Genomic DNA, 26,920 nt, shown 5'->3' with positions numbered 1-26,920 from the left:
AGGTCCGCAAATGGTTTATCCGCACAAAAGTCAATCAGCCAAAATCTGTCCGTCATCAGCCCGTATGGAAAGGATGCGCCCTTCCGGCTCCTGCCTGGCGGTCCAGTATACGGTCTCCCGGCTGTCCTCCGTGGATGTAAGGAAGGGTGTCTTTTCAAGGCTGCCGTAAAAATTCCATACAGGGATCAGTTCCAGTTCCTCCTTTGTATCATCCTTTGGAAGGGAGAAGACATATTCCAGTTTTACACTTTTAACATTTACATACACCTCCTCCATTGTGGTCCCTTCACCGGCCATGGACGTCTGTGCAGCTGCCCCGCCACTGCTGCCGGGGGTAAAATAGTCTTTGCAATACTGCTCAAAGAGTTGGTGCACGGCCTCAAAGGGCAGCAGAAACTCTCCGCCTCCCACCTCCTTTACCTCCTCTTTCCCAATGATCTTCAGCTGGTTCAGGGTTCCATCCTCACCGTAAAACACGTCAATATACGGGCCTTTTATGTATGAGTTTCCCAAAAGGCTCACCTCCGGCCTGGTGCAGCTGATTCCCTTTACCACCGGCGTAAAGGAAACACAATAATCATTCTCCGACCATGACCTGCCCCTTAACTCATAATAAGATTCCCTCCATCTTCCCCGGCATATCTGATAATCCTTAAAGCCAATGGCCCGGATCAGCGCTTCCGCTTTTTCCTCCAGCTGTGTGTCCTTTTCTTCCGGCTGTCCTTCCATAGTCTCTCCCGTCCCAAAAATGCGGGCAGGTCTGGACGTGCTGCGGCCGTCATTCTCCGTTTTTGTAACCCAGATAATGGAGGTGGGGAATGTGATCTCCTCCCCCATTGTCTGGTAAGAAATCATGTATTCATCTTCCGATGGGCTAATCCCCCTGGCTGTGGTGCTGGTCCCTGTCTGTTTTAACAGTTCCTCCGTTCCCTCCAGCGGAACCGGCTGCAGTGATTCGCTGTGCTCCTCTCCCCATTTAATACCCATCTGGTCCTCCAGGGCTTTCTTCACCGCAGAATACTCTTCGTTTGTAAAATTCACGGAGCCGGAGGTTCCTGAACCGGCTGCCCGCACATCCGGCACTGTTACAAGTGCATCCGCTGAAAGAAGCAGTCCGCCCCCCTTGACCTCTGCCTTATAATATTCCGGTGCCTGTACCTGTTCCTGGATCTGTTCCCCCTCAGTACCCCCGTTCTCTGTACCCGGAACACGTTCCTTGTTGTGATCCCCGGTCTGCTGCCCGGAAACAACATCCGTCTCCTCACCGATCACCTTTGGCTCCTCCGTTCCCCCGCAGCCCCCAAGAAGAACTGCGGCCAGGACCATGCTCAAAAGAAGGGACCGTTTTTCTTTCCGTTTCACTGTCTCTTCACTCCTTTTCTTTTTGATAAGCCCATTGTATCCGGTTTGGACGGCAAAGTCCTCATCAAAATGTAAACGTTTTGTAAACAGGTCACCGGCCATATCCGTCCGGAAGATAAAGGAATACCACGGTCCCCCTGGGCCGGTCCTTCCCCTTCCCATCCCCCTCACTCACAGATTCAATCTTCATCTCCATTCCATGCAGGCGTGCGATCCGCTCGCAAAGAGCCAGACCCAGACCGGAACCGCCCTCACTTCCGCTCCTGGATTTATCCGCCATATAAAATGCCTCTTTCACATGGGGCAGATCCTTTTCAGGAATACCGCAGCCCTCATCCCATACGGATAAAACGCCCTGATCTGCCCTGAGCCGGATACGGTTTCCCGGTGCTGAGGCCTTTATTCCGTTGTGCACCAGGTTATTTAAAAGAGTGAGCAACAGTTCCCTGTCCCCGTTCACAGACTCAGGCGCACCATCCCCTGTTTCCGCCTCCACCACAACTCCCTTCCGGCTCCACAAGGGTTCCGTTTCCCTGATCACTTCCTGAAACAGGGCTTCCACGCCAAGTTCTTCAAACTGAACCTCATCATTCTCATATGTACCCAGAAAATTCAGCATTTTAGCGGAAAGGCGTTCCAGTCTAAGACCTGCATGGTGGATCTGTTCCAGGGCCCGTTTCCGGTTTTCCTCGGACAACTTCACATGGAGCAGGCTGTCGGAATACCCGATCACAGCTGTCATAGGTGTCTTGATCTCATGGGCCAATGCCCCCAGAAGCAGCTGCAGATCCTCCACCTGCCCTTCCACCTTCTTGGTCATCTGGTTAAAAACCTGTGCAAACTCCCCGATTTCGTCCCGGCTCTCCACAGGAACCCGCTCATCCAGATTTCCCTCTCCGATCTTCTCAGCTGCCTTTGTCAGCCGCCGTAAGGGTTTCAATGCCCTGTGGACCAAAACAGACACTCCGGCTCCGGCGACAGCCCAGATCAGACCGCAGAGCACAAGCAGATGCGTTCCCTGACGCTCTATCTCCTGATAATACGGGGTAATATCCTGGGTCATCAGCACCTGATAGCCGGGGAACTGGCTGACCTCCCGCTTCATCAGGAGGACTGATCTGGTACCAAGATGCTGGATCATATGTTCCTCCCCAAGCTCGGACGGGGAAAGGATTTCATAATCCGTAAGATTTACAAGGCACTCATTCCCCTTAAGAAGGGCATACCCCTCCTTGTAACACTTGCGGAACTGGTATTTAAGATATGCCTCCGCCGCAATGTCCCCCAGGTTTTCAAACTCATCCCTTGTGCCGATCTCAGAAAATGCATAGGCAATGGAGTCCATCTGCTTTCCATAATTGTCCACGGCCATGGCTATGCTTTGGGAACGCATCTGCCATACAGCTGCGGTACTGATAGCCAGAAACCCGGCTCCGAGTCCTGACAACAGTATGATAACTAATTTTTTCGTAAGCTTCATCTATACCCTACACCTCCAGGCGGTATCCCAGCTTTGGAATGGTCTGTATCCTGCTCCCAGCCTTCAGCTTCCTGCGAAGGCTGGCCACATGGACATCCACGGTCCTGGTCTCACCGCCGTAATCCCCTCCCCATATCCTGTCAAGCAGCTGGTTTCTGGTAAATGCCACGTTCTGGTTCCTGCAGAAAAAGAGGAACAGGTCATATTCCATGGGTTTTAGGGAGATCTCCTCCCCCTCCTCATATACCTTATGGCTGGACAGATCGATCCTGCATTTGTCAATCTCCATAAAATCCTTTAGTTTCTTCCTTCTCTTTAAGACATTTTCCACCCTGGCAAAAAGTTCCATCATCTCAAAGGGCTTTACCATATAATCCTCCGCCCCCAGACGCAGCCCCTTTACCTTGGAGGCCACATCCGCCTTGGCTGTGAGAAAGATACAGGGGATCTCCTTCTGGTTCAAGCTCCCGATCAGGTCAAACCCTCCGGGCCCGGGCAGCATCACATCCACCAGGGCCAGGTCATATAAGCCTTGGTCTGCAAGGATTTTTTGTTCCGCCTTAACACCGTCCTCTGCCAGATCCACCTCATATCCCACCGCCTCCAGATTCATGGCAAGCAGCTCCCGAATGGAAGCTTCATCCTCTATGATCAAAATCCTGTTTTTATCCATGGCCGCTCTCTCCTGCTTTTGTAGTCAGAATCAGTATACCATGTTTCTCCGGCAAGCCACAATTGATAATCTCATTACAATATTATGAAGATTACAGCCTGGCCTGCGGATTTTCTATGCCGTCTCTTTTAAAACCCATACTCTTCCATATGTTCAAAGTCATTATTGAGAACATAGTAAACCTTATTCCCGCCAACTGAATATACAAAAGATACTCTGGTTGCCCATAATCCTTCCTGCTTTACAGATTTTAATACGCGGAATGCTTCCGCAACGGAAAACTCATCATCACAGACCTCAAGCTGTTTGACGCCTCTTTCAAATCTGTCATCTCCAGATACAATATAAGGCCTGGTTGTTTCCGGACGCAACACCGAGTAGTTTGTAATCAGAGAATACCTTGTCCGCTCTAACCGGTATCCCAATCCAGGCTCTATGATAAGTACACGCCCGTTTCTATCCGAAAGCATAGCCTGCATCGTGGTATCCGGAGCATAAACAACTTTGCTGTTTTGCACTATATTAAGCGCGTCATCAAGTGAGATTTCGCCTTTAATAAAGTTTTCAGTCAGCTCAGAAATGGTGCAGCAGGTTCTGCCGTCCGCATGTTTTCCATTTTCATTGCCATTCACATACAGCAGCGTGCCCGTATTTCCGTTCTTATTGACTCCATGAAAGGAATGATAATCGCCGTCAGGCATTTTTATTCCGATATAAAACCGGTCTTTTTCTTTGATAACGGTATGTGTCCAAACCGAAAGGTCTATATCAAAATTAAACCCTGTAATCGTATCATTTCCATTATAAACAAATCTCGTACACATGATCAAATCCTCCTGCTAATCTGTTCCATATTCCCTGATTGTATTGCTTTGATATTTTGGGCAATCGTTTCATCCGGCCAATTCCACCATTGGATATCCAACAGTTCAGAAATGGTCTTATTGTCAAAGCGCTTTTTGATGGGTTTGGCTGGTACGCCTCCAACAATGGTATATGGCGGCACATCTTTGGTCACAACAGCGCGGGCGCCTATAATTGCCCCATTGCCGATGGTAACGCCTGCCAATATCACAGCTTCGTAACCAATCCAAACATCATTTCCAATAATAATGTCCCCTTTGTTATCCCAGCTTTTTGCAACATCCTTTTTCTCAAGTTCCCATTCTTCAAAAAACAGAGGGAATGGATAGGTAGATAACGAATCCATTGTATGATTCGCACTGTTGAAAAGAAATTTCGCACCGCAGGCAATGGAGCAAAATTTTCCGATCAAAAGCCTGTCATGATTGATAGGATAATGGTACAGCACATTATTCTGTTCAAACTTGATTGGGTTGTCTGCAAAATCATTATACATCGTATAATCGCCCACCACTATGTCAGGGCTGGTAATCGCATTTTTAAGATAGATGGTCTGTGTATCCCCTGTTCTTGGATATAACTTTTTTGAATCAGCCATTTTACAATCCTCCTGTCAGCTAATTATTTACAATGATTGTACTCCGGAGGAAATGTACTCTCAATACACCAAATGGCACCGAAGCGATCAGTAGAAAAAGAGAGCTGCCTTTTCGACAGCTCTCCATCATCATTTCTGATATATTATTTTTCTTATGGCATATACCGAAAGATAGTATTCATCAGCAAGTTCTTCCATTGAAACCCCATTCCGGTGTTTTTCAATGATAGCTTTATTGCGTTTGCCAAGTTCCTTCCGGCAGCCGGATAATTCGCCCCAGGATTTATGCTGTTCATCTTTGGCAGGGATATAGATATAACCCGCCTGAACATATTTTTGCAGTTCCTGGATCAACATATCCGGAAGAATTGTAGTTGCATTTATGTATTTCATGCGGCTTCCTCCTTGATCGATATAGTCAAGCAGCAAAGCCAGCATTATTATGACAGCGACAATAAGATTACTCCATGCAAGTGTCGCTTATACTGGCTTTGCATGGAGCCATACTTTGTTTTTCTTTTTCTTGTTTATGCACATGATTTTCACCGCCGATATGAACTGATCGTTTCCTAACGGTTACAAGTATAACATTTTAATTCGTATAATTCAAGGAACTCCAGCTTATAGCCTCATCAATGAACCGGGGACAGAAACACCTGGCCAGTTTCCCGTGCCTGAGATCATTTATAAGTGCTGATCTCCACCAAATTTCCGTCCGGGTCACGCAGATAAATACTGGAGATCGGCCCACAGGCACCCGTTCTGTCAACAATGCCCAGTTCTATCTCCACTCTTTTGCGCCTAAGTTCCTCCATCGCCTCTTCTATGCTGCCCTCGATGATCAAACAGATATCCTGACTGCCATATGTAACATTCCTGGCTGCGGGCAGAAACTCCGCCGCTTTTCTGTGGATGTTGATCTTCTGGTTACCGAACCTGAGCTCGCATCTGTTGTTCCTTTCATCCAGCTCCATGCCAAGTATATCCACATAGAAATGAAGGCACGCTTTTAGATTCCCTGTTGTGATCACTATATGGTCAAAGCCTTTTACTCTCAAACTTGGTTTCCTTTCATCCTATATCAATTTTTCCGGCCTTACTTAATGGAAGGATTCACCACATTGACCGGCTTGCCCTCCATGAATGCCCGCAGATTATCCACCGCCAATGCCATCAGCCGGGCCCTGGATTCCTTAGGGGCCCAGGATATATGAGGAGTAATGATACAGTTCCTTGCCCCCAACAGAGGATTATCCGGCTGTATGGGCTCCTCTGAAACCACATCCAGTCCGGCTGCGTATACTTTGCCGGAATTCAGAGCATCCGCAAGATCCTGTTCCACAACCAGCTGGCCTCTGGAATTATTTAATATGATCACGCCGTCTTTCATTTTCCCTATATTTTCCCGGTTAATCATCCTCTCCGTATCCGGAAACAGGGGACAGTGAAGGGCAATCACATCAGAGGTCCTAAAAAGCGTTTCCCGGTCCACATAGTCGGCGATCCCGCGTCCGCTCTCATTCTCAAACCGGTCATTGGCGATCACCTTCATTCCCATAGCCCTGGCAACCTTGCCTGTCATCTGGCCGATACGTCCAAATCCCACAATCCCCATGGTTTTTCCCTCCAGTTCGATTAAGGGATAATCCCAGAAACACCAATCCATATTGCGCATCCAGGCCCCTTCATGTACAGCCTTGTCATGATAACCTATATGATGACATATTTCCAAAAGCAGGCCAATGGCAAACTGCCCAACTGCACTGGTGCCATAGGATGGGATATTGGAAACAATGATCCCCCTTTCTTTTGCTGCCTGGATATCCACAACATTATACCCGGTTGCCAATACGCCAACAAACCGTATGGCCGGGCATGCGTCAAATATGCTTTTTGATAGTGGGGTCTTATTGGTAAATACAGCCTCTGCATCCCCTATCCGTTCAATGATCTCCCTCTCTTCTGTCTTGGAGGTGCGGTCATACACCACGCAGTCCCCCAATGCATTGAAACTGTTCCAGTCCAGGTCTCCCGGATTCAGGGTATATCCGTCAAGCACTACAATCTTCATCTTTACCTCCAAATCAACTATGTTTCTTCATATTTTCCAGCTTCTGCTATCCAAACCAGCCAAACACTCCTGCAAACGCCATTACCGCCAGCACGCCAATTGTGATAAAGGCCCAGGCCAGAAGCTGTGCGAACAGCTTATCTCCCGGATACCGGCGGTTAAACTCTTCGTCCGCTCCACAGGCTCCCATGATAATGGCGCCGCCGGTCGAAGCCGGACTCAATCCTGCTACGGACGCAAAGAGGGCGATCACACTTACCATCTCCGCTGTCTGTACACCGCCTCCCACATTATTCACAATGGTTCCCACCGTTGGAATCAATGTGGGGAAAACAACTCCGATCGCTGATGAAAACCATGACATAACCGCTGATACTACACCCATGATACCGGCTGCTGTTCCCGATGTCATAATGGATGACATGGAATTGGCCAGCATATCGATCCCGCCCGTACTGATTACAAGGTTCATGAGAACACCTACCCCGCACACCAGAAGCAGTGTATTCCAGGGAACACTTCCAACTGCTTTCTTTTCATCTCCTATCCGCAACAGGATCAGAACGGCTGATACCAGAAATGACGCAAGGCCCACGTCCATGTTTACAAAAATAACCAGAAGGATCATAACCGCAACACTGATCAGGGCGATCACCTGATCCGCCCGCATTTTCTCCTTTTCACACTCTATTTTTATTCCGTCCGAGGCCTTAACGCGAAATCCTTTATAAGCCGCAAACACAATCAGGAATAATACCAGGTTTCCTATCAAAGTGTTAAGTATCAGAGACGTAATGGATATAGATAGCCCCTGTTCTTCCAACAGGCTTCTAATAAGGATTCCCTCCGGGGTGATGGGAGAAAACCTGCCCGAGTAGGTTCCAAGATTGCCGATTACCAGCAGCATCACGGGATGATATCCTGTTTCATGCGCCAGAGGAACTGCCATGGCCGCCGCAAATGCCATGGCCGGTACGCATCCCGGCCCGATGGCTGCCACAATAAATCCCATGGCAAATACCAGAACAGGCGCCATCCATATCTGCTTTCCGAACACCCCAACCATGCGCCGCATTACAAACTCGATACAGCCATTTTCCTGTATGATCCCAAAGAATAAAGTGACGCCCAGCAGCGTCATAAAAAGTGACGCGCTGAATCCTCCTATAATCTGTTTCCCGGAAAACTGCCCGGATGCATAACCTAAAACAGCAGCTCCTGCAATTGCCAGAAGTCCTACATTTACTTTGCGCCAGAACCCTAATACTACCACTAACAGCAGCAGCAACAGTGCGGTCAACCCAATATCCATCATTCTTACCCCCTGCTTTTTGTGATTTGATAATACTTCACAATCTCTAATATAATGCGATTCAACGTTTTAACTCCAATGCTCTTTTGACTGCGCTGATGATATGGCTTTTGCTTATCCCATACTTTTCCATCAGTTCACCTGCCTGTCCCGACTCTCCAAAGGTGTTGTGAAGCCCTACTCTGATCACAGGCACTGGGTATTCTCCGCTAAGGCACTCACACACCGCACTCCCCAGACCGCCTATATCCTGATGGTCCTCAGCAGTTACCACCGCCCCTGTTTTCCTGGCTGCATTTACAATACATTCACAGTCCAGGGGCTTTATGGTATGGACATCTACAATCATAGCATGGATCCCGCCTTTCAACAATTCCTGTCCCGCTTCCATGGCTTCATATACCATGGGGCCGTTGGCAAATATCACAACATCATCGCCCTCTGATACCAGCCGTGCCTTTCCCAGTTCAAACTCCGTATCCTCACTGGTGACAACTGGCATGGCCTCCCGTCCGAACCGTATAAAGGCAGGGCCGTTTAATGCAGCAATGGCCATGGTTGCCTTTTCCGTTTCAATGGCGTCACAGGGAACCACCACTGTCATTCCCGGCAGCCCCCTCATAATGCCTGCATCCTCCATAGCCTGATGTGTTGCCCCGTCAGGACCCACATTGATCCCGGCATGGGCGCCTGCCAGCTTCACATTACATCCGCTGTACAGGACGGTTGTGCGGATCTGATCCCATGCCCGTCCAGCCAGAAATACGCTGTATGTAGTTGCAAAGGGTATCATTCCCGAAAGCGCCAGCCCCGCCGCCGTACCCACCATATCCTGTTCCGAAATCCCCATGTCAATGAACCGTTTTGGCTTTGCTGTTTTAATCCACTCTGTCCTGGTGGACTTGGCCACATCCGCATCCAATACCACGATCCTCTCATCAGTTTCCACTAATCGTAACAATGCTTTTCCATATCCATCCCTGGGCGGTATCCTATCCAACCTTTCCACCTCCTTCTATTTCCGTCATTGCCTGCTTATACTGCTCCTCATTGGGCACTGCACCGTGCCAGCCTGCCTGCCCTTCCATAAAGGATACTCCTTTTCCCTTTATGGTTTCCGCCACCAGAACGGTGGGGCGTCCCTTTGTCTCCCCGGCCGACCGGTATGCCGCGTATAATGCATCCAGGTCGTGACCGTCAACCGTGATCACATTCCATCCAAAGGAGCGCCATTTGTCGGCCACCGGTTCCACGCAGCACACATCCGCCGTCATTCCGTCCAGCTGTACATGGTTGTTATCCACTATGGCGCATACATGGTCCAGTTTCTGCTGGGCCGCTGTCATAGCGGCCTCCCACACCTGCCCTTCCTGGATCTCCCCATCGCCCAGAAGGCAATAGCACCTGCCTTCAATGCCCTGCATCCTGTATCCCAGGGCCATTCCGTTGGCGATGGAAAGACCTTGCCCCAGGGAACCGCCGGAGCTGTCCAGCCCCGGCACCTGCTGCCTGTGGGGATGGCCCTGGAGGATCGTCCCAATTTTTCGGAAGGTTTTAAGTTCCTCCTCCCTGAAGAACCCCTTTCTGCACAGCACACTGTATATTAATGGGCTGGCATGGCCTTTGGACAACACAAAGCGGTCACGTTCCTTCCAGTCGGGGTTCATTGTATCGCACCGGAACAGATCCGTAAAATAAAGGGCTGCCATGATCTCTACCCCTGAAAGGGAACCTCCCGGATGCCCGGATCCAGCGTCATAAACCATGTTGATAATATCTTTTCTGATCTGAACACAGATATCTTTTACTTCCTGTTTCAATTCCATTCTCCTCTTGAATAATAAGCCTTTTGCTGTGCCTGTCCCCTACTCCTGTGTCACCACACATGGATTTGGGGAAATATGAATCTGGTGTCCGCTGAAATTACCGTCAATGTGTTCTTTCGCAAATCTTGCTGCGTCAAGCAGCTTATCAAAGTCGATTCCCGTATCATACCCACAGTGGTTCAGCATATAGACCAGATCCTCGCTGGAGGTGTTGCCTGTCGCACCGGGCGCAAAGGGACAGCCGCCCAGACCGCCAACCGCTGCCTGGATACTGTCTGCTCCGCTTCCAAGGGCCACATAGCTGTTAAGGATTCCCATGTTCCTTGTGTCGTGAATGTGGGCGTTAAATTCCATCCCCGGAAATTCTGACTTCACTGCCTTAAATATGCGTTCAACCAGGGCAGGGTAAGCCAGCCCTACGGTATCGCAGAGTGTAAATGCGTCCACGCCGATCTCCTTAAGCCTTCCTACCAGCAGCAGCAAAGCCTCCACCGGCATCTCCCCTTCAAATGGGCATCCGAATACACATGCAATATCCTGGGTTATACGGATGTCCGGGAATGTCTGGCGTATCTTCTTTATTTCTTCCACAGACTCATCCACCGTACGTTTTACATTGGCCCTGTTATGGGACTCACTTAGGGAAATAACCGGTGTTATCTCCTTAAGCCCTGCGGCAACAGCCGATCTGGCCCCATAAAAGTTGGGTACCAGCGCAAAGAAATCCACGCCTTCATACTTATGTAAGACCCGATCCGCGATCACGGCCGCATCCTTCATCTGCGGAATGGCCTTCTCGCTTACAAAGGAGGTCACCTGTATCTTCTTAAAACCTGACTGTACCAGTCCGTCAATGATCTGAAGCTTTATCTCTGTGGGTATGAACTCCTTAACATTCTGAAATCCGTCCCTTGGTCCGATCTCAACTACCTTTGCTTTCATAATCTTAAACGCTCCTTTCCGTCCCTGGCTAAAATACTCCCTCTTCTGTCAGCTTCTCATACTCCTCATGGCTGGTTCCCAGGAACTCCTTCAGGATTTCCTCTGTGTGCTGTCCCAAAAGAGGAGCCGGGGTATCGATCGCTATTTTATTGTTGGTAAACTTTAACTGGTTGCCTGTAACCTTCATTTTTCCCGCTACCGGATGCTCCAGTTCCACAAACATTTCCCTGGCTCCCGCAATGTGAGGATCCTTCACAACCCTGTCAATGGTATTTACGGGGCTGGCCGGTATCCCGGCTGCCAGAAGCGTTTCCACCACATCGTCAATCGTCTTTTTACCAGTCCAGGCTTCAATTATGGGCTTCAGCTTTGCATGGTTCTGTACACGTTTGATATTGTCACCAAACTCCTCCGCTTCCAGTTCCGGGATCTGAAGTACTCCCTTGAGCAGTCCATAAAGTTTATCATTGCCACATGCTATGATGACCATGCCGTCCGATGCTTCAAAGGTATCGTAGGGATAGATTGCCTCATACCGGTTGCCGATACGATCCGGAACCCTGCCTGTGCACAAATAAATCATATTGATGATCTCCAATGAAGACACCATGGAATCCACCAGCGATACATCCACCTTGTCTCCCTCCCCTGTTTTAAGCCGGTTAACATAGGCTGCCAGCACTCCGGTACAACAGCTGATACCGCCCATTACATCAGAGATAGCGGTTCCTGTTCTGGTAGGCTGTCCTCCCGGCCATCCGGTGGTACTCATAAGGCCGCTCATGGCCTGGCCGATAATGTCATACCCGGCCCGCTGGGAATACGGTCCGTAATGTCCGAAGCCCGATACGGCGCCATATACAATGGCGGGATTGATCCTGCGCAGTTCTTCATAACCAAGCCCCAGCTTTTCCATCACACCGGGCCTGTAATTTTCAAGTATGATATCGCTTTTTGCAGCCATCTCCTTAAAGATCCGGCGGCCTTCCTCCGATTTCAGATTCAGGGTCATGCCCCGCTTATTCCTGTTCAGATTCATGAAATACGCGCTTTCCCCATTGACAATGGGGGCATTCTTCCTGGCATCATCACCTCTGCCCGGCATCTCAATCTTTATAACCTCCGCGCCCATATCAGCCAGCATCATTCCGCAGTAGGGACCTGCCAGAACCCGTGTCAGGTCAAGAACTTTTACACCTGTTAATAAACCCTTATTCATTTTTACCATTCCTTTCAATTTTGTATTTGTACACTTATATAAAGCAAAATGCGTGCCAACTTTAAAAAAGTACGGATTTATCAGGGTTTTTCGTATTATTACCTCATATAGCCTCCACTGAAGCGCAAAAAAATGTTTCAAATTTTCAATTTTCAAAAATTTGAAACATTTCCCATGCTGACATATATGTATTTTTAATATTACTTACCGGATCAATCAATTACAGCCTGTTTCTCATCTTTCAGGATCCTCCATAAGGTTGTCCTGCTGATCCCCAACAGCTGCCCCACCTGATCATTATTGTAGGAAAACAGCCTTTTTATCTCCTTAATCAGTTCCTTTTTATTCTTATCCCCATATTTTTCCTGTAAATCTTGAACCAGCTTTTTCTCACCGATTGCTTTTATGATGCACCGCTTGGCATAGCCTTCACTAAACTTGGTGCTACATTCCATATACAAACAGAAACGTTCACAAACATTCTGAAGTTCCCGTATATTGCCCCTCCAGGAATAGGATGTCAGGATCCTCTTCATATCTTCGGTCAGCACAATATCCCAGGATTCAAGTTTTCGTTTCTTATTGCAATAAAAATCAAACAGCTTGATCACATCATCCTCACGGGCTTTAAGAGGTGGGATATGCAGTTCCAGTACATTCAGGCGGTAGAGTAAATCCCGGCGGAACCCGCTGTCCTGCATATGTTCCAAATCCTTATTTGTGGCTGTTATAACACGCACATTGATCGGGATAACCCGGTCTCCTCCCACATGCATGATTTCCTTCTCCTGAAGGACCCGAAGAAGCCGCGCCTGAAGAGCCGGGGATATCTCACCGATTTCATCCAAAAACAGGGATCCTCCTTCCGCCAATTCAAACAGTCCCTTTTTTCCGCCCTTGCGGCCTCCTGTAAATGCCCCTTCATCATATCCAAATAATTCAGATTCCAAAAGATTCTCCGGCAAAGCCGCACAATTCACCGCCACAAAAGCACCGTTTTTGCGCAGGGATCCATTATGGATACTTTGGGCAAACAGTTCTTTTCCAACTCCCGTTTCACCGTAGATCAGCACCGAGGCATCACTGCGGGCAAATAATTTTGCCTCATCCTTTGCCATTTTCATGTGATAGGAATCACCAATGATATCAGACAATGTGAACTTAGCTGTAAATCCACGTTTTTTTCTCTGCCCAGATTGTTTGTTCCGGTAATCCAGTTCCGCCTTCTTGTAATCGGAAAACAAGGCAAGGATAATGATATAGCCAAAACAATTTCCATTTCCATCATCAACTGGGATCCAGCGCTCAATATACGTTCGGTTATCCACCTGGACCACCATGGATTCCGGCCCTTCCCGGTTTTCAGGAACACATTCAGGAAGTACATCCTCAATGATCTTCCCTTCGAGTATACCGGACGGCTTATGCAGCAGTTCGTAAACAGTCCTGTTGCAGTCAATGATCCGGTTCTCCGTATCCAGGTAAAGGACACCGTTGGGGCTGTACTCCATCATTGCTTTTACAAACTGATTCCGCTCTTTATCCCTGCGTATTTCCCTTAACAAACGCCTGGCTTCCTCAATTGACTCCTCTATACTGTCTTTCCCATAATATAGAATAACTCCCTTTCGTCCAAGGCTGTTGGCCAGCTGGACAGCCAGGCCATTTCCCACAAAGACATCCGCTTCACTCTGCCTTATCTTTTCCTCCAGTTCTTCAGTATCCTCATAAATAATCTCCATAACCGGCCGCTGGATCTGCTCCAGATATTCCCTCAGACGGCTGTTCATGTGTGTCATATAGCTTACCAGACACACCTTTTTCCCTTCCCTGAATCCAGTTTGGACCGCCTGCATATAATCCAAAAATGTTACCTTATAATTGATGACAGGAACTTTAAAATATCCCCTGATCACCTCCGCATTGGCGCCTCCGGCTATTATGATCTCCGCCCCCTCCAAAATAGAACGGTTGATCCGGTCCAGGTTCTCCTCCCGAACCCCTTCCACTATATCAAAACAGCAGGTTTCATCCTTATAGCTGTCTATTACCTGACGCACCAGCTGATCCAATTCCCCGTATGTTACACAGCATATTTTTTCCTGCACCCCATGCTCCTCCTTTGTCTGTTTTCTTTCAGTATAGGACAAAGGACCAAATCCATCAAATGTTTTCCTGGATTCAGTCCTTTTCTTTTTATTCCATCAAATTATAAAACCTTTCGGCCTGACAATCACTTACTGTACCCAGGCGCCGGAACCGTTCACATAGCGGCCGTCAGGAGTCCATGTGTCCGCATACATCACACCGTCCGTCCCCAGATAATACCACTTTCCGTTAATGGCCTGCCATCCGATCATCATGGCTCCGTTTCCTGCCAGATAATACCATTCGCCGTCCAGTCTCAGCCATCCCGTCTGCATATATCCTGAACTGTTAAAGTGATACCAGGCACCATCGATCTGCTTCCAGCAGGATGCCGGATAACCGCCGGTGTCATAGGAATACCACCAGCCTGTGCCGTCCTGTACCCAGCGGCCGCTGCCGCCGTAATTTGCAATTTCATCCTCGTCAATGGACAGGGAATCAGAATCGTCCGACCACTCTCCTGCCTTGTCATTGTATGTTGAGATGGCTCTTACGCGGAAGGTGTAATCCCCTTCCCGGTTAAAATAACCCGCAAAATCATAGGAGGTACCCGTGGTACTGACTGTTGTCACGGTCTTCTCATCGCGAAGCAGCTTTACCTCATAACTCTTGGCCCCATCGATCTCATCCCATTCAGCTACGGTATCTTCCCACTGAAGATTGGATGTGCCTTCCAATTTTCCGCCAATCCGCTTCAGTTCAGCATAAACCTCTATATAATCGCCGCTGTCATAAACCTTGGCTCTTTTAAACTTGGCATTGCATCCGTTTAAGGTAAAATGGCTTTTGCTTGTATAGGAAAAACGGTAGCCATCCCTGGCGGAAAGCTCAACCTTTACCTCCGGTACATCACCTAATGTCCAGGTATCCTGGTTCTCCGAGTTGGTGTATTCCGCGGACTCCACATAGTATTCACTTCCCCCTGCCTTTACCGTAATGTCACCTATGTCATCCCCGCTTTTAGGAGTTTCACCATAAGAAAATTCCAGCCTAACTTTGTCAATCTTTGTGTCGGATGCAAATGCAGTAAACCCGGAACTGACTGTCATAACAGCTGCCATGACCAGGCATAACGCTTTCTGCTTTTTCATAACGATCCCCTCTCTGTTATCATTTGGATTATTTCCAGTTACAATTTCCAGTTACATATACTCATTATAGTAAAAATACCAAATTTATACAATCTAATAATCCTTACAATTTCATAATTCTTTTTCAGATAAACCGTATGAGAGAAACTATGTGAAATGGTCCGGACCCAACATTCAAAAAGCCGGCAAAGGAAGTTTCCTATCCTCTGCCGGCTCTCTGACTTTTCAGCAAAGCTTATGCAAGCTTGCTCATAAATCTGACCACACAGTTTACGCCGGGAATCTGATACTGGATGATCCCGTTTTCACCCACCACAATGGTGATCGCCGTTACTCCTCCGTTGGCATCTGTGATCAGTGCCGCGATCTCCTGTCCGGGAGCAAAGCTGGTCTGCTCCATCTGCGTCTGTGAAACTGCTCCGTTTGTTCCTGCAACCACCTCATATGTGACAGCTGCCCCGACCTGCTGATACTGATGCAGATCAATGTCCACCTTGTCATTGTATACTGCTGCAACGCTTTGCACACCGCTTTGGATCGCCTGCTCCGCCAATACAACTGCCGTGTCAAAGCCCTCCAGCTCCGCGGTGCCGGACTTCTGTGAAACCTGAGTACCGTCCGCATATACGACCACATTCTGCGTTACTTCTGTTCCCTGTATGGTAACAGTCTTTTGCTGAACAGCGGCTCCCTGTACCTGGGAGGCCAAAAGCGTTCTGGAGGAACCATCCATGCCCACAGCTATGGTTGCCACAGCTGCCGTCTGTCCCCCCGCCACGGGAACGGTCACCGGTTCTGCTGTTGAAACAATGGTATTGCCGCTTATGCTTCCTGCCGCTGTCTGGACCGCAGATGCTGCTACTGTGCTTTCTCCGGTCTGCACGGTCACAGTCTGATTTTCTTCCACCGTAACTGTTACCGATGCCGTATTACCGGTGCTGCCATTTGCGCTGCCGGTTCCATTATCTGCACTGCTGTTTCCGGTTCCCATACCGCTGTTCCCACTGCTTCCGCTTCCACTGCTGCTTCCATCACTTCCGTCACTGCTTGAAATCACTGTCCATTTTGCATACAGTGTCATATTTCCATGGCTCTTGCCCGCAATCTCCGTGACGCGGTTTGTGAAGCTGCCGTCTGTGTACCAGCCGTCAAAGGTATATCCGCTTCTTGAGGGCGCATTTAACAGGATGGTGCTCATGGCTCCGGTGTAGCCTGAAGGATTTGCACTGTTATTGGTTCCGCCGTTCAGTTCATAGGAAACCTTATAGGTAATCAGGGTACCGTGTCCTTCTTGGTCAAAGCGGTAATACACGCCATCCACGGGCACGTCTGCCGAAATAGCCAGATATCCTCTTTCATTTACCCAGAAATCTTTGATCCATGTGGATTCCACCGGTGTCTGGATGCTCTCATCATTAAAGAGCAGATAGCACAGGGTGCCTGTTTTGTCATTTACAAAGCAGTAATCCCACCGCTCTGCCTTTTCTCCGATTCCGGCAACCTTTCCGCCTTCAAGGGCATATTTTTTAACTGTGGTCCCGTTGTCCAGCTTTGTGCTGAAAAATTGGTCCTCCAGCGCCGTCCAATAGCCAGCACTGTCAAAGGTTCCGTAATACCCTGCCACTTCCTTTGTCACATTGACAAGCATACGCCCTTTGCCGTCAACATAGCGGAATTTTCTCTCCCCGCCTTTTACCTCTTCGATCCAATGGCGGAGCATCATTTTCCCATCTGTTCCAAAATAATAGGTGTGTTCACCGTCAGATACAAACTTATCAGTCACCATATCGCCGTTGGCGCCAACATAGCATACAATACTTCCGCTCTCCGGATCACGGATAAAATCTTCTGTGATCAGATGGACATTGCCGCTTAAGTCAATGTTGTAATACCTGCCGTCTATGAGTTTCTGGTTTGCGTTAGTCACCATGTTCCCCTCCGGATCAACAAAGCATACAATATTCCCCTGCCTGTCGTATACAAAGGCATCTGTGATCAGGGAGGCCAGGCCGTTTCCGTCAATATTATAATACTTACCGTCTATGAACTTTCCTGTCTCATTGATCACTTTGTTTCCATCCGCACCTACATAGAACAGGTTCCTGCCCTCTGAATCCACAATAAAGGAATCCGTGATCAGGATCACGGCGCCTCTCCCGTCAATATTATAATATTTGCCTTCTATAAGCATCTGGACTGCATTTGTCACCATCTGCCCGTCTTCCCCCACATAGCATATGATGCGTTCTCCGTCACGGATCAGGGAGTTTATGATCAGGGTGACATTTCCCATATCATCAAAGCTGTAATACATACCTTCTATGTTCATAGATGTCCGGCTGGTGATCTTATTTCCATTTTCATCCATGTAGTAAAGCTTATCCCCGTTGGAATCCAGGATAAATTCATATGTGATCAGCATAACATTGCCGGATTCATCAATCCTGTAATACTGATCCCCGATGGGCTGCTGGTCTACGTTTGTAACCCGTTCTCCATTTTCCCCAACGTAGCACCAAATGCTGTCACCTGAATAGATCAGGGAGTTTTTGATCAGTGTGACCTTTCCGTCCGCGTCAATATCATAGAACTTTTCTTCTATGAGTTCCTGCTGTTTATCCGTTATCTTGTCCCCATTTATATCCAGATAATACAGAGGATTTCCGGACTCGTCATACACAAACCCGGCTGAGATCATAGTGGGGATGCCCGACTCATTAAAGTTATAATATTTGCCGTCTATCTCCATTCCAGTAACGCTGATCACTTTGTTTCCGTCTGCATCTACGTAGCATATTTTATCTCCGTTGTCTTTAAGGATAAACTCGGATGTAACCAGTGTGACCTGCCCCTCTGCGTTAATATTGTAATATTTCTCCCCTATCAGCTCCTGGGTCCGGTCCGTCACCTTATCTCCCTGTGCGTCCAGGTAATACAGGGGGTCCCCGGACTCATTGAAAATAAAACTGTTTATGATCATGGAAGCGCTGCCCGACCCATCAAAGCTATAATATTTGCCCCCTATTTCTTTTTGCTTCTCATTGGTCACTTTATTTCCGTCTTCGTCCACATAATAGGTAGTCTCCCCGGCTTCAATAAAGGAACTCACGATCAAGGTGATCCTGCCGTCTCCGTCAATGCTGTAATATTTACCTTCCACCTCCTGCTGAGGCACATCTGTCACCTTCAGGCCGTCCGCACCCACATAAAAAGCAATCGTCTGGCCGTCTGATCCGTAAATAAAGGCATTTATAACCAGGGAGGCATTGCCGGTCCCATCAAAGTTATAATATTTACCATCTATCTCCTTTTGTTTTTCATCAGTCACTTTGGTTCCATCTTCATCTACATAATAGGTGTTTTCCCTGTCTGTGATAAAGGCGCTCACGATCAAGGTAACCTTTCCGGTCCCGTCAATGCTGTAATATTTGCCTTCCACCTCCTGCTGGGGTACATTTGTCACCTTCAGGCCGTCCGCACCCACATAAAACGCAACGGTCTGGCCGTCCGCCTCGTAAATGAACGCATTGGTGATCAGCGTGGCATTTCCCCTCTCGTCCAAGCGGTAATATCTGCCGTTTATCTCCCTCTGGTCTTCATTGGACACCTTGTTTCCGTTTTCATCCACATAGTACAGTACGGTCTGTCCATCCGCAGCATATATACAGGAATTGGTGATCAAGGTAACTGCGCCCAGCTCATCAAGCTGATAGAATTTACCTTCGATCTCCTGCTGGGGTACATTTTTCATGATTGCCCCATCCTCACCCACATAACACCGGACCGTCCCATCCTGCCAGTAAATAAAGGAATTTGTGATCAATGCAGCTATACCTGACGCATCAAAGTCATAAAACTTATCGTCTATTTCCTTATGCTTCTCATCAGTCACTTTTTCTCCAAATACATCTACATAATACAGGATATTACCGTCCGGGTCATGAATGAACGCATTGGTGATCATGATTCCTGAGCCATCCGCCTCAAAATTATAATAATTGCCATCGATCTCCCACTCGGTTTTGCTGCGTACCTTGCCGCCATTTTCATCTACGTAGCATAGGATGTTGTTTGTTTCCGGATCACGGATGAATGTATTTGTAACCAAAGTGCTGTGTCCCTCTATATTAAACGTGTAGTACTTATCATCTATCTCCAGTTTATCCAAATCGTTTCCGGTCACCAGATATCCATTTTCATCGACCCGCAGATCTTCAATCCACAGGGAACTTACGGTTTCGGCCGCCAACAGGCACTTAGTCTTTCCGGTTTCGTCAGACAGGAAGGAATAAGGCTGCCGGTTCTCCCCCTCTCCCGCGCCTGCGATCCTGCCATCCTTGCCCGAGTATTGCCGCTTTCCGTCATTATCTTCAAAAAATGTGTTAGGAATTGCAGTCCAATAGCCGTCTAAGTCAAAGGCGCCGTAACGCCCGCCTGCCGCCGTTGTCGTATTCCAAACCATATATCCTTCGCTGTTCACAAAGCGGTATGTTCTTTCTCCGCTTTCATCCACACCTTCGATCCACTGCTGGAATACCTGGGCCCCATCCTTATCAAAATAATAGGTGAAGTCTCCCAAGGTAAAGAACGCTTCCCTTACCATGTTTCCCTGGGCATCCACACCGCACAGGATCGTTCCGTCTGCATTAAAAATAATGGAATCTGTGATCAGGCCAGCGTGTCCCTCTCCGTCAAAGTTATAGTACTTGCCGTCTATCTTATGCTGGCTGCTCTCCTGTCCGGTCAGCAGATAGCCGTTTTCCTGTACCCATAAGTCCTCCACCCATCCGGATGCCGCCTGCCCCATGGTTGTTCCGTCCTCGGTCAGCAGATAGCATTTCCTGCCGTTTTCGTCACTTACAAAGCAATAGTCCTGCCTGGCATCCTTTTCACCGATACCTGCAACTTTTCCGCCTTTTCCGGAATATTTTGTCACCTCTGTCCCGTCATCCAATTTATCTTGAAAGAATTGGTTTTCAATGGCGGTCCAATAGCCCTCCATGTCAAATTCACCGTAGTATCCGCCCACCACTTTCACATCGCCATAGACCATATAACCCTTGCCATTGATATAGCGGAATGTGGCTTGGCCGTTTTCGTCCACACCCTCAATCCATTTGCGGAACACCTGGGCGCCGTCATCGCCAAAATAATAGGTGCGGTCACCATCGGAGACAAACTGGTTCTTCACCATTTCCCCATTTTCATCTACATAGCACAGGATCGTCCCATCCGCGTCATAAATAATGGAATCCAAAACCAGTGTACTGTGCCCTTCCTCATCAAAGGTGTAATACCGATCGCCAATCTTTTCCGGCTTCATATCATCACCGGTCATAAGATAACCGTTTTCATCGATCCACAGATCCTCAGCCCATGCGGATGTCACCTCCGTCCCTCCGGACTGGGACGGCAGCAGGCATTTGGTTCCATTATCATCATTCTCAAAGTAATAAGGCTGCCAGCTTTCTTCCTCCTCTTTGGCCGCGATCTTTCCATCCTTGCCCGCATACTGCAGCTTTCCGTCATTTTCAAAAAATGTATAGGAGATTGCTTCCCAATAGCCGTCATCAGCAAAATTGCCGTAGTACTTACCTGCTGCCTTTGCCTCCTCACCCATGATGATCTCTCCGTTGCTGTCCGCATAACGGAAGCCGCCATCCTTGTCTCCTATCCATTTCTTTGTCTCTTTCTTCCCATCCTTGCCTACATGGATCACCGCGTGATCCAGCTGGATAAACTCATTTTTTATGACCTCATCCGTTGGATCCCCATTCTCGTCTGTTTTATAATAATATCCTTTTTCCTCATCAAACACACAGTCTTCATCCAGTATGATATACCAGCTTCCGTTCTCTCTCTCCTGTGACGCAGCAACCGGCTGCACTGATGTTGCGGTTTGGGCAGTCTGCTGTCCTTTTGCAGTCTGGTCCTCAGGATCTTCGGCCCCGGCTTCTGATTTGTCTTCTGTTTCACTGCCCCCGGCTCCAGATTCCGGGTTTCCTTCCGTTTCGCCGTCTCCGGCTTCAGGGTTCCCCTCTGTTTCGCTGTCTCCGGCTTCAGGGTTCTCCTCTGTTTCGCTGTCTCCGGCTTCAGGGTTCTCCTCTGTTTCGCCGTCTCCGGCTTCAGGGTTCCCCTCTGTTTCGCCGTCTCCGGCTCCGGGATTTCCCTCTGTCTCTTCATTTCCGGCTCCGGGATTTCCTTCCGTTTCGCCGTCTCCCTTTTCAGGATTTCCTTCCGATTCTCCATCTCCTGTTTCGGGGTTTCCTTTTCCGCTTTCCGTTTTATCCTCTGTCTCCCCATTGCCCGCTTCCGGATTGTTTTCCCCTTTGTCCTCTTTCCCCCCAGCTTTGTCCCCAGCTGCCGGATCTGATACCGGATCTGCTTTCGGATCTGCATCCGTATCTGCTTTAGGATCCGCTTCCTGTCCTGTAATACCGGCCTCCTTGGCATACGCAGTGGCCGTGCCCAACCCAGGGCTTGCCACAACTGAAACGCAGGTCATCATAAAAGCAGATGCCACTGCAATTGCCCTTTTAGCACTTCCTTTTACTAATTTTGTCCTCTTCATTATGTACCTCCATTTATTCAGGGAGGCATTGATCCATGCAAGCCGTCCCCTTTCTGATTATTACACATTATAACGTATTTTCGTATATATATATCAACGTCTTTTCGTTTTATTGTCTCAATTTTTCCTTGTCTCAGCGTTTTTGCACCTGGCATAGTGTGCGCGGAATAAAGCTCTCTGTTTTTTTGTCCCCAATTCAAGATATGGTTTTAATTGTCTTCGCTTTACCAGGCTCCTGGCCCGTATATATTCGTTGCATATTGTCCTATAGGAAAAGTCGTCAATTACCTGGCCTCCTTTGCAAAAAAGCTTGTGGTACAGAAAAAAACCGTATTCATCCCCCAATTCCATGGACCTCTCCAGGCAAATCTTTGCCAATGTCCGTTCCTCTATGCCGCCCGCGGCAAACACCAGGCCCAGCTTTCTGTACGCTTTTCCGGATCCATGTAATGCCTGGATCCAAAGCATGGTCAACCTGTCCATTGTCGTCACCACCTTTCTTCCATTATGATCATACCGCGTTTTTTTTAGTTTTCTTCCAAACGTTTCCGCCGTAAGTAACGTTTATTCGTCTTATCAATGACGTACAATAGTATCTGGGTTAATTGAAATTTCTCATATATAATAGAAATGGCCCAATTTTGACTATTTTAACAGTGAGGTTTTTCATGGATGATATGATAAATCCGTTGGAGCGCATTCAGGAGCTTTGTGAAGAACGGCATTGGTCCTACTACCAGCTCTCCAAAGCAGCAGGAATCACATATTCCACCTTAAACACCATGATCAATAAACAGAACATGCCATCCATCCCAACCCTTTTCAAATTATGCCAGGGATTTGGCATCACTGTTTCCGATTTCTTTGAACCAAACCGCAGCAAACAGGGGTTGACTTCTGAACAGGCCCTCTGTCTTTCACTTTTCACAGCTCTTCCCCAGGAAGATAAGCAGCTGGCCCTCGCCTATTTGAAGGGTTTATCCAAGACGCTTTGATCCCAGAACCAAACATGGCTCTATACGCGATCAGCATTCCAAGCATACAAAAACAGCAAGCACCAACTGTTTCATCCGTTGGATCTTGCTGTTCTTTTTACATTAAATAATATGCTTTTGTCTATCTCCACTTCAGGTATACCCCATCATAGGTTGTGGAGTCCATTCTTTCAACCTCCCTTCCATTCTCATCATAACAGATGATCGACCGAAATCCGCCATCCTCAATGGGGTCTTTTCCTTCTATTACGGCATACCCATCTGATGAACTGCATGGTTTTTCCTGGACATCTATCATGGTGATCCTGCAAAGGATCCCATCCTGAGTATACTCATAGCAGATCCCTGCAAAGCCGTTTGCATTCATGCACATGGACCCATCCAGATCCAGGTAACGGACCGTCAGCGGTTTATACGTATCTGTTTCCTCGTCATAACCCAATTCCAGAGTGCGCTCCCCAAAGCCAAAAGCATGCTTACAAGGCTTCCCTGTTTTATCCAGAAACCTTTGTCTCACAGAATACCCATGGTCGTAAAACCGTTCCTCAACAGCGTATCCGTTGGTATTTTTCTGAAGATTTCCATTTCCATCAAAATAGGACACGTTTGTCACATTGCCCTTATTAAACACAAATTCCAGATGCTCCGCTCCCTCCGGTCCCTTTGCAGGATTTCCGGCCCTGTCATAAAACCACAAACCGGTCCTGTTATGCCACTGGTCATAGCTAAGTTTTACCCGGGCCCATCCTTCCCGCCCCTGGACCAGGGAATTTTCCTTATCCCTGTATGTGCTTTCCACCAGGTTTCCGCTTTCATCATATACATACTCAACCTTGTATACCCCCTGCCTGGAAACTCTTTTTCTGTCCTGGTCCAGGTAATACTGGGCCGTCCTGATCCCAAGTTCATTGTACTCAAACTCCAGGCCGGAAATCCCGTTCTCATCCTTGCTGTAGCTGTCCGCATCCGTAAAACTGTTGAGAAACATATTGTAATGTATGTATCCCTCCTGGGTATAGTATTCCTTTATGCGTACAATATCTTTTCCCAGTTCACCGTAATCCTCATAGTATGCGTTCACATTTCCAAAGGGAAGATTGTCCGGGGATTCACTTCCCGTACAGCTGATCACCCGGTAAGCCCCTTCCGCAGATTCATAGAAATCCTTTCCGTAGGAATAGGTAACATAGCCGGATGAAGAAAGGATATCTGCCGACCGGTAAGTGGTCTCCCCATTGTAATACAGCGGATCATCATAAAAGATTTCAATGTCCGCGACATCTGTGGCCCACAGGAAGGATCCTGTCCCCAGCCCCTTGGTGAATCGTTTTCCAAATATGGTTTTACTTTCATTGGTCCGGATGGCCCAATATGAACTCATCTGCGGCAGATCATCCTCTGTTACCGGATGTATCCCCTTGGGAACATCATAGACTTCTTTTATATCATGGTAGTATTCCGTTACCGCACCTGCTGCCGGATCATGTCCTTTCCCCGGCAGGATGCGGCCGATCCCAACAAAATCCAGGGCCGCCAGGCAAACCGTAAGGCCAATGGCCACCGGCAATCTCAGGCTATGGAGCCTTTTTTCATTGTCCCTCCCGCATTTGGCCAGATAATGCTGAAAATCATCATGGATCAATCCATAATATCCATTGCTGTTTTTTGTTACAAGCCCCAGATTTCCGTCAAGCTGTTCCGCCACTGCAAAATCAAACCATTCCATCTCGCTTAAGCTGCCCAGCATCATGCGGGATTTCCCAAGGTAATCCTTAAATTTCTTTCCGAACCCAATCTTCCTCAGATTTCCGTAATTCTGCCTCAGGATCTGATACATCTGGTCAAATGACAAAAGAGTGCGCTTCTTTCGCGTCATGGCCAGGGCAATGGCGGGCAGAAGATGCACCAAAATATACTTATGGCACAGCTGCATGGATTCATTTCCCGCATCGATCCGCAGCTGGGTAGTACAAAGATTCTCCATATACAGACGTACCAAGTCATCTGCACTGCGGATGCTCCTGTCTGATGCCACATGGGTCCGGTTATCCTTTTCCATGGAAATAATGCTCTTGTAAAGATCCAGCATCATGGGATTGGACAAAAGTTCTCTCAGGTTTGTCTTTTCCGGAAGTGGTATTCCATATTTTTCTAATTCATTTCTAACTGTCTGTGATGGCAAGGGGAGCAGTTGGGCAGACTGGAACATTGTAAGCCCATATTCCAGAACTTCTTCCGTTCTCTCTGTCACCAATACGCCCACACCCGGTTTATCACCCAGGCCCTCGATTTCCCTCAGCAGTTTTTCCCGATTGCTTCCCGCTTCATTCAGGCCGTCTAACAGCAGGATCACCCCTGCATCCAAACCGGCCCGTTGGTCAAAGATCCGCTCCAGTTCATGGAGTGCATCCTCTGTATCCGGCTGCCCTTCGGAAAAACACAGCTGCCTTAAAAAATATTTGCGGATAAAGCAGGACTCACCCTGGGTCTCCTGATAGTCTTTCAGCGAAATGTAGTAAACCACAGGAGCATTTGCCCGGTAGCTTTCCACATGCATTCCCCAAAGTTCTTTCAGCAGACTGGTCTTTCCCATTCCACCCGGTCCCTTTAAAAGAACATTATGTCCCTCTTTCAGATAATCGTACAGTTCACGCAGCGTAACCTCCCCAAAATCCGATATGGAAATGTTCTGGGGAAGGTAAACATGATCCATATCCCCTGTCCGGCGGTATAAGGTCCTGCTGCTTTCCCAAAGGGCGCTGTTGGAAATGCCTTTCCCGTCAATGCGCTCAACCAGTTCCTCCAAATCCCGCTTTAAGGAATCAATATCCGCGTATCGTTTTCTTGATAAAACCTGCAGCCCGCGCAGCAGGATCTGAATCGCTTTGGAAACGGCAGACTGAGGTTCGCCACAAAAGATCTCCAACCCGGAACAAAGCTTTTTCTGCATATGCCTGGGATCCATCTCCCGGTCCGTCATCCCATCTTTGGTGAGCATCCGGTAAAACACCGCGCACACAGAGTAAAGGTCTGAGGAATAGTCGATGGATGACACATCTTCTTCAAGGACCTCCGGAGCCACATATCCCGCCTTCCCGGCAAACAAAAACTCACATGCTTCTATGTCCGACCGTCTAAGGACACTGTTGTAGTCAATCAGCATTGCCTGTTCCGGAAGGAGCAGGATATTGTCAGGGCTGATGTCCAGATGAAGCAGTCCATTCTGATGCAATCCCCTCAGCGCATCCAGAATCTTTATGGTGATGACAGCTGCCTGCCGAAGGGTTTTGGCGGGTTCCTCCCCACTTAGCAGATCCTCAAGTATCACTCCCCCGTGAACCGTCAGTACGGAATAATAGGTGCCGTATGCCTCATAGGAGTTATGATTACCGGATATCTGGGACGGGAGCTTTTCCAAAAGTTCCAGATTGACCTGATTGCCCAGGCGAAAGCACTTCCTGCTGTGTTCGATCTTCTGCCCTGCCTCCTCCGTCCAGCAGATCTCGCCCTCCTCATTCCGATAAATATGCCCTCTGGGATCATAGGGATACAGCTCTTTGATCAGAACACGGTGTTCCTGATCCGTGTTCAGCCCATCCCGGTATGCAGCGTAGTACACCACAGAACTGCCGCCATAACCGGCAATACCTAAAATCCGATATGCGTTTTCTCCAAGATAGAGAACCTCACCGTCTTTCCGAAACGTCCTTGTGTACGCCATCCATCCGTTCCGCCTTTCTCCCGCAATGCTCTTGCTGACTTCCGTTA

At 48.2% G+C, this 26,920-nt stretch carries 19 protein-coding genes; 1 reads left to right on the top strand and 18 read right to left on the bottom strand.

Going from position 1 to position 26,920, the window contains the following annotated elements; all coding sequences use genetic code 11:
* Positions 1-30: 30 nt before the first annotated feature.
* The 17 genes from HMPREF9469_RS15525 to HMPREF9469_RS15445 all read right to left on the bottom strand — a co-directional run bounded on the left by HMPREF9469_RS15525 (position 31) and on the right by HMPREF9469_RS15445 (position 22,640).
* On the bottom strand, positions 31-1,362 hold the full coding sequence (locus HMPREF9469_RS15525) for a DUF6034 family protein (protein WP_157140304.1): 1,332 nt from the start codon (positions 1,360-1,362) through the stop codon (positions 31-33).
* Between the two features lie 91 nt (positions 1,363-1,453).
* Entirely contained in the window at positions 1,454-2,842 is a 1,389-nt protein-coding gene (locus HMPREF9469_RS15520; protein ID WP_007863548.1) for a sensor histidine kinase, read from the bottom strand.
* A 7-nt stretch (positions 2,843-2,849) separates the two neighbouring features.
* The gene (locus HMPREF9469_RS15515) at positions 2,850-3,515 is read right to left on the bottom strand and encodes a response regulator transcription factor (protein WP_007863546.1); all 666 of its coding nucleotides are present in this window, start codon (positions 3,513-3,515) and stop codon (positions 2,850-2,852) included.
* A gap of 128 nt (positions 3,516-3,643) precedes the next feature.
* The gene (locus HMPREF9469_RS15510; protein ID WP_007863544.1) at positions 3,644-4,339 is read right to left on the bottom strand and encodes an Ntn hydrolase family protein; all 696 of its coding nucleotides are present in this window, start codon (positions 4,337-4,339) and stop codon (positions 3,644-3,646) included.
* Positions 4,340-4,341: 2 nt separating this feature from the next.
* Positions 4,342-4,977, bottom strand: a complete 636-nt coding sequence (locus HMPREF9469_RS15505; protein ID WP_007863541.1) for a CatB-related O-acetyltransferase — start codon at positions 4,975-4,977, stop codon at positions 4,342-4,344.
* A gap of 129 nt (positions 4,978-5,106) precedes the next feature.
* A complete protein-coding gene (locus tag HMPREF9469_RS15500) occupies positions 5,107-5,370 on the bottom strand; it encodes a CD3324 family protein (protein WP_007863539.1) in 264 nt (87 codons plus the stop codon).
* 287 nt (positions 5,371-5,657) lie between these two features.
* Positions 5,658-6,035: a VOC family protein gene (locus HMPREF9469_RS15495; protein ID WP_007863537.1), complete on the bottom strand. Its 378-nt coding sequence runs from the start codon at positions 6,033-6,035 to the stop codon at positions 5,658-5,660.
* A 38-nt stretch (positions 6,036-6,073) separates the two neighbouring features.
* Positions 6,074-7,048, bottom strand: a complete 975-nt coding sequence (locus tag HMPREF9469_RS15490) for a D-2-hydroxyacid dehydrogenase (protein ID WP_007863534.1) — start codon at positions 7,046-7,048, stop codon at positions 6,074-6,076.
* A 46-nt stretch (positions 7,049-7,094) separates the two neighbouring features.
* The gene (locus HMPREF9469_RS15485; RefSeq protein ID WP_007863532.1) at positions 7,095-8,363 is read right to left on the bottom strand and encodes an SLC13 family permease; all 1,269 of its coding nucleotides are present in this window, start codon (positions 8,361-8,363) and stop codon (positions 7,095-7,097) included.
* 58 nt (positions 8,364-8,421) lie between these two features.
* Positions 8,422-9,369 carry a transketolase family protein gene (locus HMPREF9469_RS15480; RefSeq protein WP_416387970.1) on the bottom strand — a complete coding sequence of 316 codons (948 nt, stop codon included), beginning with the start codon at positions 9,367-9,369 and terminating at the stop codon, positions 8,422-8,424.
* Positions 9,353-10,186 (bottom strand): transketolase, encoded by an 834-nt coding sequence (locus HMPREF9469_RS15475; RefSeq protein ID WP_040416570.1) that lies wholly within the window; start codon positions 10,184-10,186, stop codon positions 9,353-9,355. The genes HMPREF9469_RS15480 and HMPREF9469_RS15475 overlap by 17 nt, the downstream gene beginning before the upstream one ends.
* Before the next feature lie 39 nt (positions 10,187-10,225).
* Entirely contained in the window at positions 10,226-11,128 is a 903-nt protein-coding gene (locus HMPREF9469_RS15470) for a hydroxymethylglutaryl-CoA lyase (RefSeq protein WP_007863526.1), read from the bottom strand.
* Positions 11,129-11,156: 28 nt separating this feature from the next.
* Positions 11,157-12,347, bottom strand: a complete 1,191-nt coding sequence (locus HMPREF9469_RS15465; protein ID WP_007863524.1) for a CaiB/BaiF CoA transferase family protein — start codon at positions 12,345-12,347, stop codon at positions 11,157-11,159.
* Between the two features lie 212 nt (positions 12,348-12,559).
* Positions 12,560-14,455, bottom strand: coding sequence for a sigma 54-interacting transcriptional regulator (locus tag HMPREF9469_RS15460; protein WP_007863522.1), 1,896 nt, complete (start codon positions 14,453-14,455; stop codon positions 12,560-12,562).
* 129 nt (positions 14,456-14,584) lie between these two features.
* The gene (locus tag HMPREF9469_RS15455; RefSeq protein ID WP_007863520.1) at positions 14,585-15,586 is read right to left on the bottom strand and encodes an N-acetylmuramoyl-L-alanine amidase family protein; all 1,002 of its coding nucleotides are present in this window, start codon (positions 15,584-15,586) and stop codon (positions 14,585-14,587) included.
* Between the two features lie 235 nt (positions 15,587-15,821).
* Entirely contained in the window at positions 15,822-22,157 is a 6,336-nt protein-coding gene (locus HMPREF9469_RS15450) for an InlB B-repeat-containing protein (protein ID WP_007863518.1), read from the bottom strand.
* A gap of 117 nt (positions 22,158-22,274) precedes the next feature.
* Positions 22,275-22,640, bottom strand: coding sequence for a hypothetical protein (locus HMPREF9469_RS15445; protein ID WP_007863512.1), 366 nt, complete (start codon positions 22,638-22,640; stop codon positions 22,275-22,277).
* Positions 22,641-22,825: 185 nt separating this feature from the next.
* On the opposite strand from HMPREF9469_RS15445, the gene HMPREF9469_RS15440 reads away from it, so the two are divergent.
* Positions 22,826-23,152 (top strand): helix-turn-helix transcriptional regulator, encoded by a 327-nt coding sequence (locus tag HMPREF9469_RS15440; RefSeq protein ID WP_007863510.1) that lies wholly within the window; start codon positions 22,826-22,828, stop codon positions 23,150-23,152.
* Positions 23,153-23,273: 121 nt separating this feature from the next.
* Here the strand turns inward: HMPREF9469_RS15440 and HMPREF9469_RS15435 are convergent, their stop codons facing one another.
* Entirely contained in the window at positions 23,274-26,873 is a 3,600-nt protein-coding gene (locus tag HMPREF9469_RS15435) for a protein kinase domain-containing protein (RefSeq protein WP_007863509.1), read from the bottom strand.
* Between the last annotated feature and the right edge of the window lie 47 nt (positions 26,874-26,920).

The organism is [Clostridium] citroniae WAL-17108 (genome assembly GCF_000233455.1).
Taxonomy (GTDB): domain Bacteria; phylum Bacillota; class Clostridia; order Lachnospirales; family Lachnospiraceae; genus Enterocloster; species Enterocloster citroniae.
This window is presented reverse-complemented; position numbering and strand designations above follow the sequence as displayed.

What these genes read in the sequence shown, in the direction of transcription:
- HMPREF9469_RS15520 (WP_007863548.1), bottom strand. Translation starts at nt 2,842, where the DNA reads ATGAAGCTTACGAAAAAATTAGTTATCATACTGTTGTCAGGACTCGGA.
- HMPREF9469_RS15515 (WP_007863546.1), bottom strand. Translation starts at nt 3,515, where the DNA reads ATGGATAAAAACAGGATTTTGATCATAGAGGATGAAGCTTCCATTCGG.
- HMPREF9469_RS15510 (WP_007863544.1), bottom strand. Translation starts at nt 4,339, where the DNA reads ATGTGTACGAGATTTGTTTATAATGGAAATGATACGATTACAGGGTTT.
- HMPREF9469_RS15505 (WP_007863541.1), bottom strand. Translation starts at nt 4,977, where the DNA reads ATGGCTGATTCAAAAAAGTTATATCCAAGAACAGGGGATACACAGACC.
- HMPREF9469_RS15500 (WP_007863539.1), bottom strand. Translation starts at nt 5,370, where the DNA reads ATGAAATACATAAATGCAACTACAATTCTTCCGGATATGTTGATCCAG.
- HMPREF9469_RS15490 (WP_007863534.1), bottom strand. Translation starts at nt 7,048, where the DNA reads ATGAAGATTGTAGTGCTTGACGGATATACCCTGAATCCGGGAGACCTG.
- HMPREF9469_RS15485 (WP_007863532.1), bottom strand. Translation starts at nt 8,363, where the DNA reads ATGATGGATATTGGGTTGACCGCACTGTTGCTGCTGCTGTTAGTGGTA.
- HMPREF9469_RS15475 (WP_040416570.1), bottom strand. Translation starts at nt 10,186, where the DNA reads ATGGAATTGAAACAGGAAGTAAAAGATATCTGTGTTCAGATCAGAAAA.
- HMPREF9469_RS15470 (WP_007863526.1), bottom strand. Translation starts at nt 11,128, where the DNA reads ATGAAAGCAAAGGTAGTTGAGATCGGACCAAGGGACGGATTTCAGAAT.
- HMPREF9469_RS15465 (WP_007863524.1), bottom strand. Translation starts at nt 12,347, where the DNA reads ATGAATAAGGGTTTATTAACAGGTGTAAAAGTTCTTGACCTGACACGG.
- HMPREF9469_RS15455 (WP_007863520.1), bottom strand. Translation starts at nt 15,586, where the DNA reads ATGAAAAAGCAGAAAGCGTTATGCCTGGTCATGGCAGCTGTTATGACA.
- HMPREF9469_RS15450 (WP_007863518.1), bottom strand. Translation starts at nt 22,157, where the DNA reads ATGAAGAGGACAAAATTAGTAAAAGGAAGTGCTAAAAGGGCAATTGCA.
- HMPREF9469_RS15445 (WP_007863512.1), bottom strand. Translation starts at nt 22,640, where the DNA reads ATGGACAGGTTGACCATGCTTTGGATCCAGGCATTACATGGATCCGGA.
- HMPREF9469_RS15440 (WP_007863510.1), top strand. Translation starts at nt 22,826, where the DNA reads ATGGATGATATGATAAATCCGTTGGAGCGCATTCAGGAGCTTTGTGAA.
- HMPREF9469_RS15435 (WP_007863509.1), bottom strand. Translation starts at nt 26,873, where the DNA reads ATGGCGTACACAAGGACGTTTCGGAAAGACGGTGAGGTTCTCTATCTT.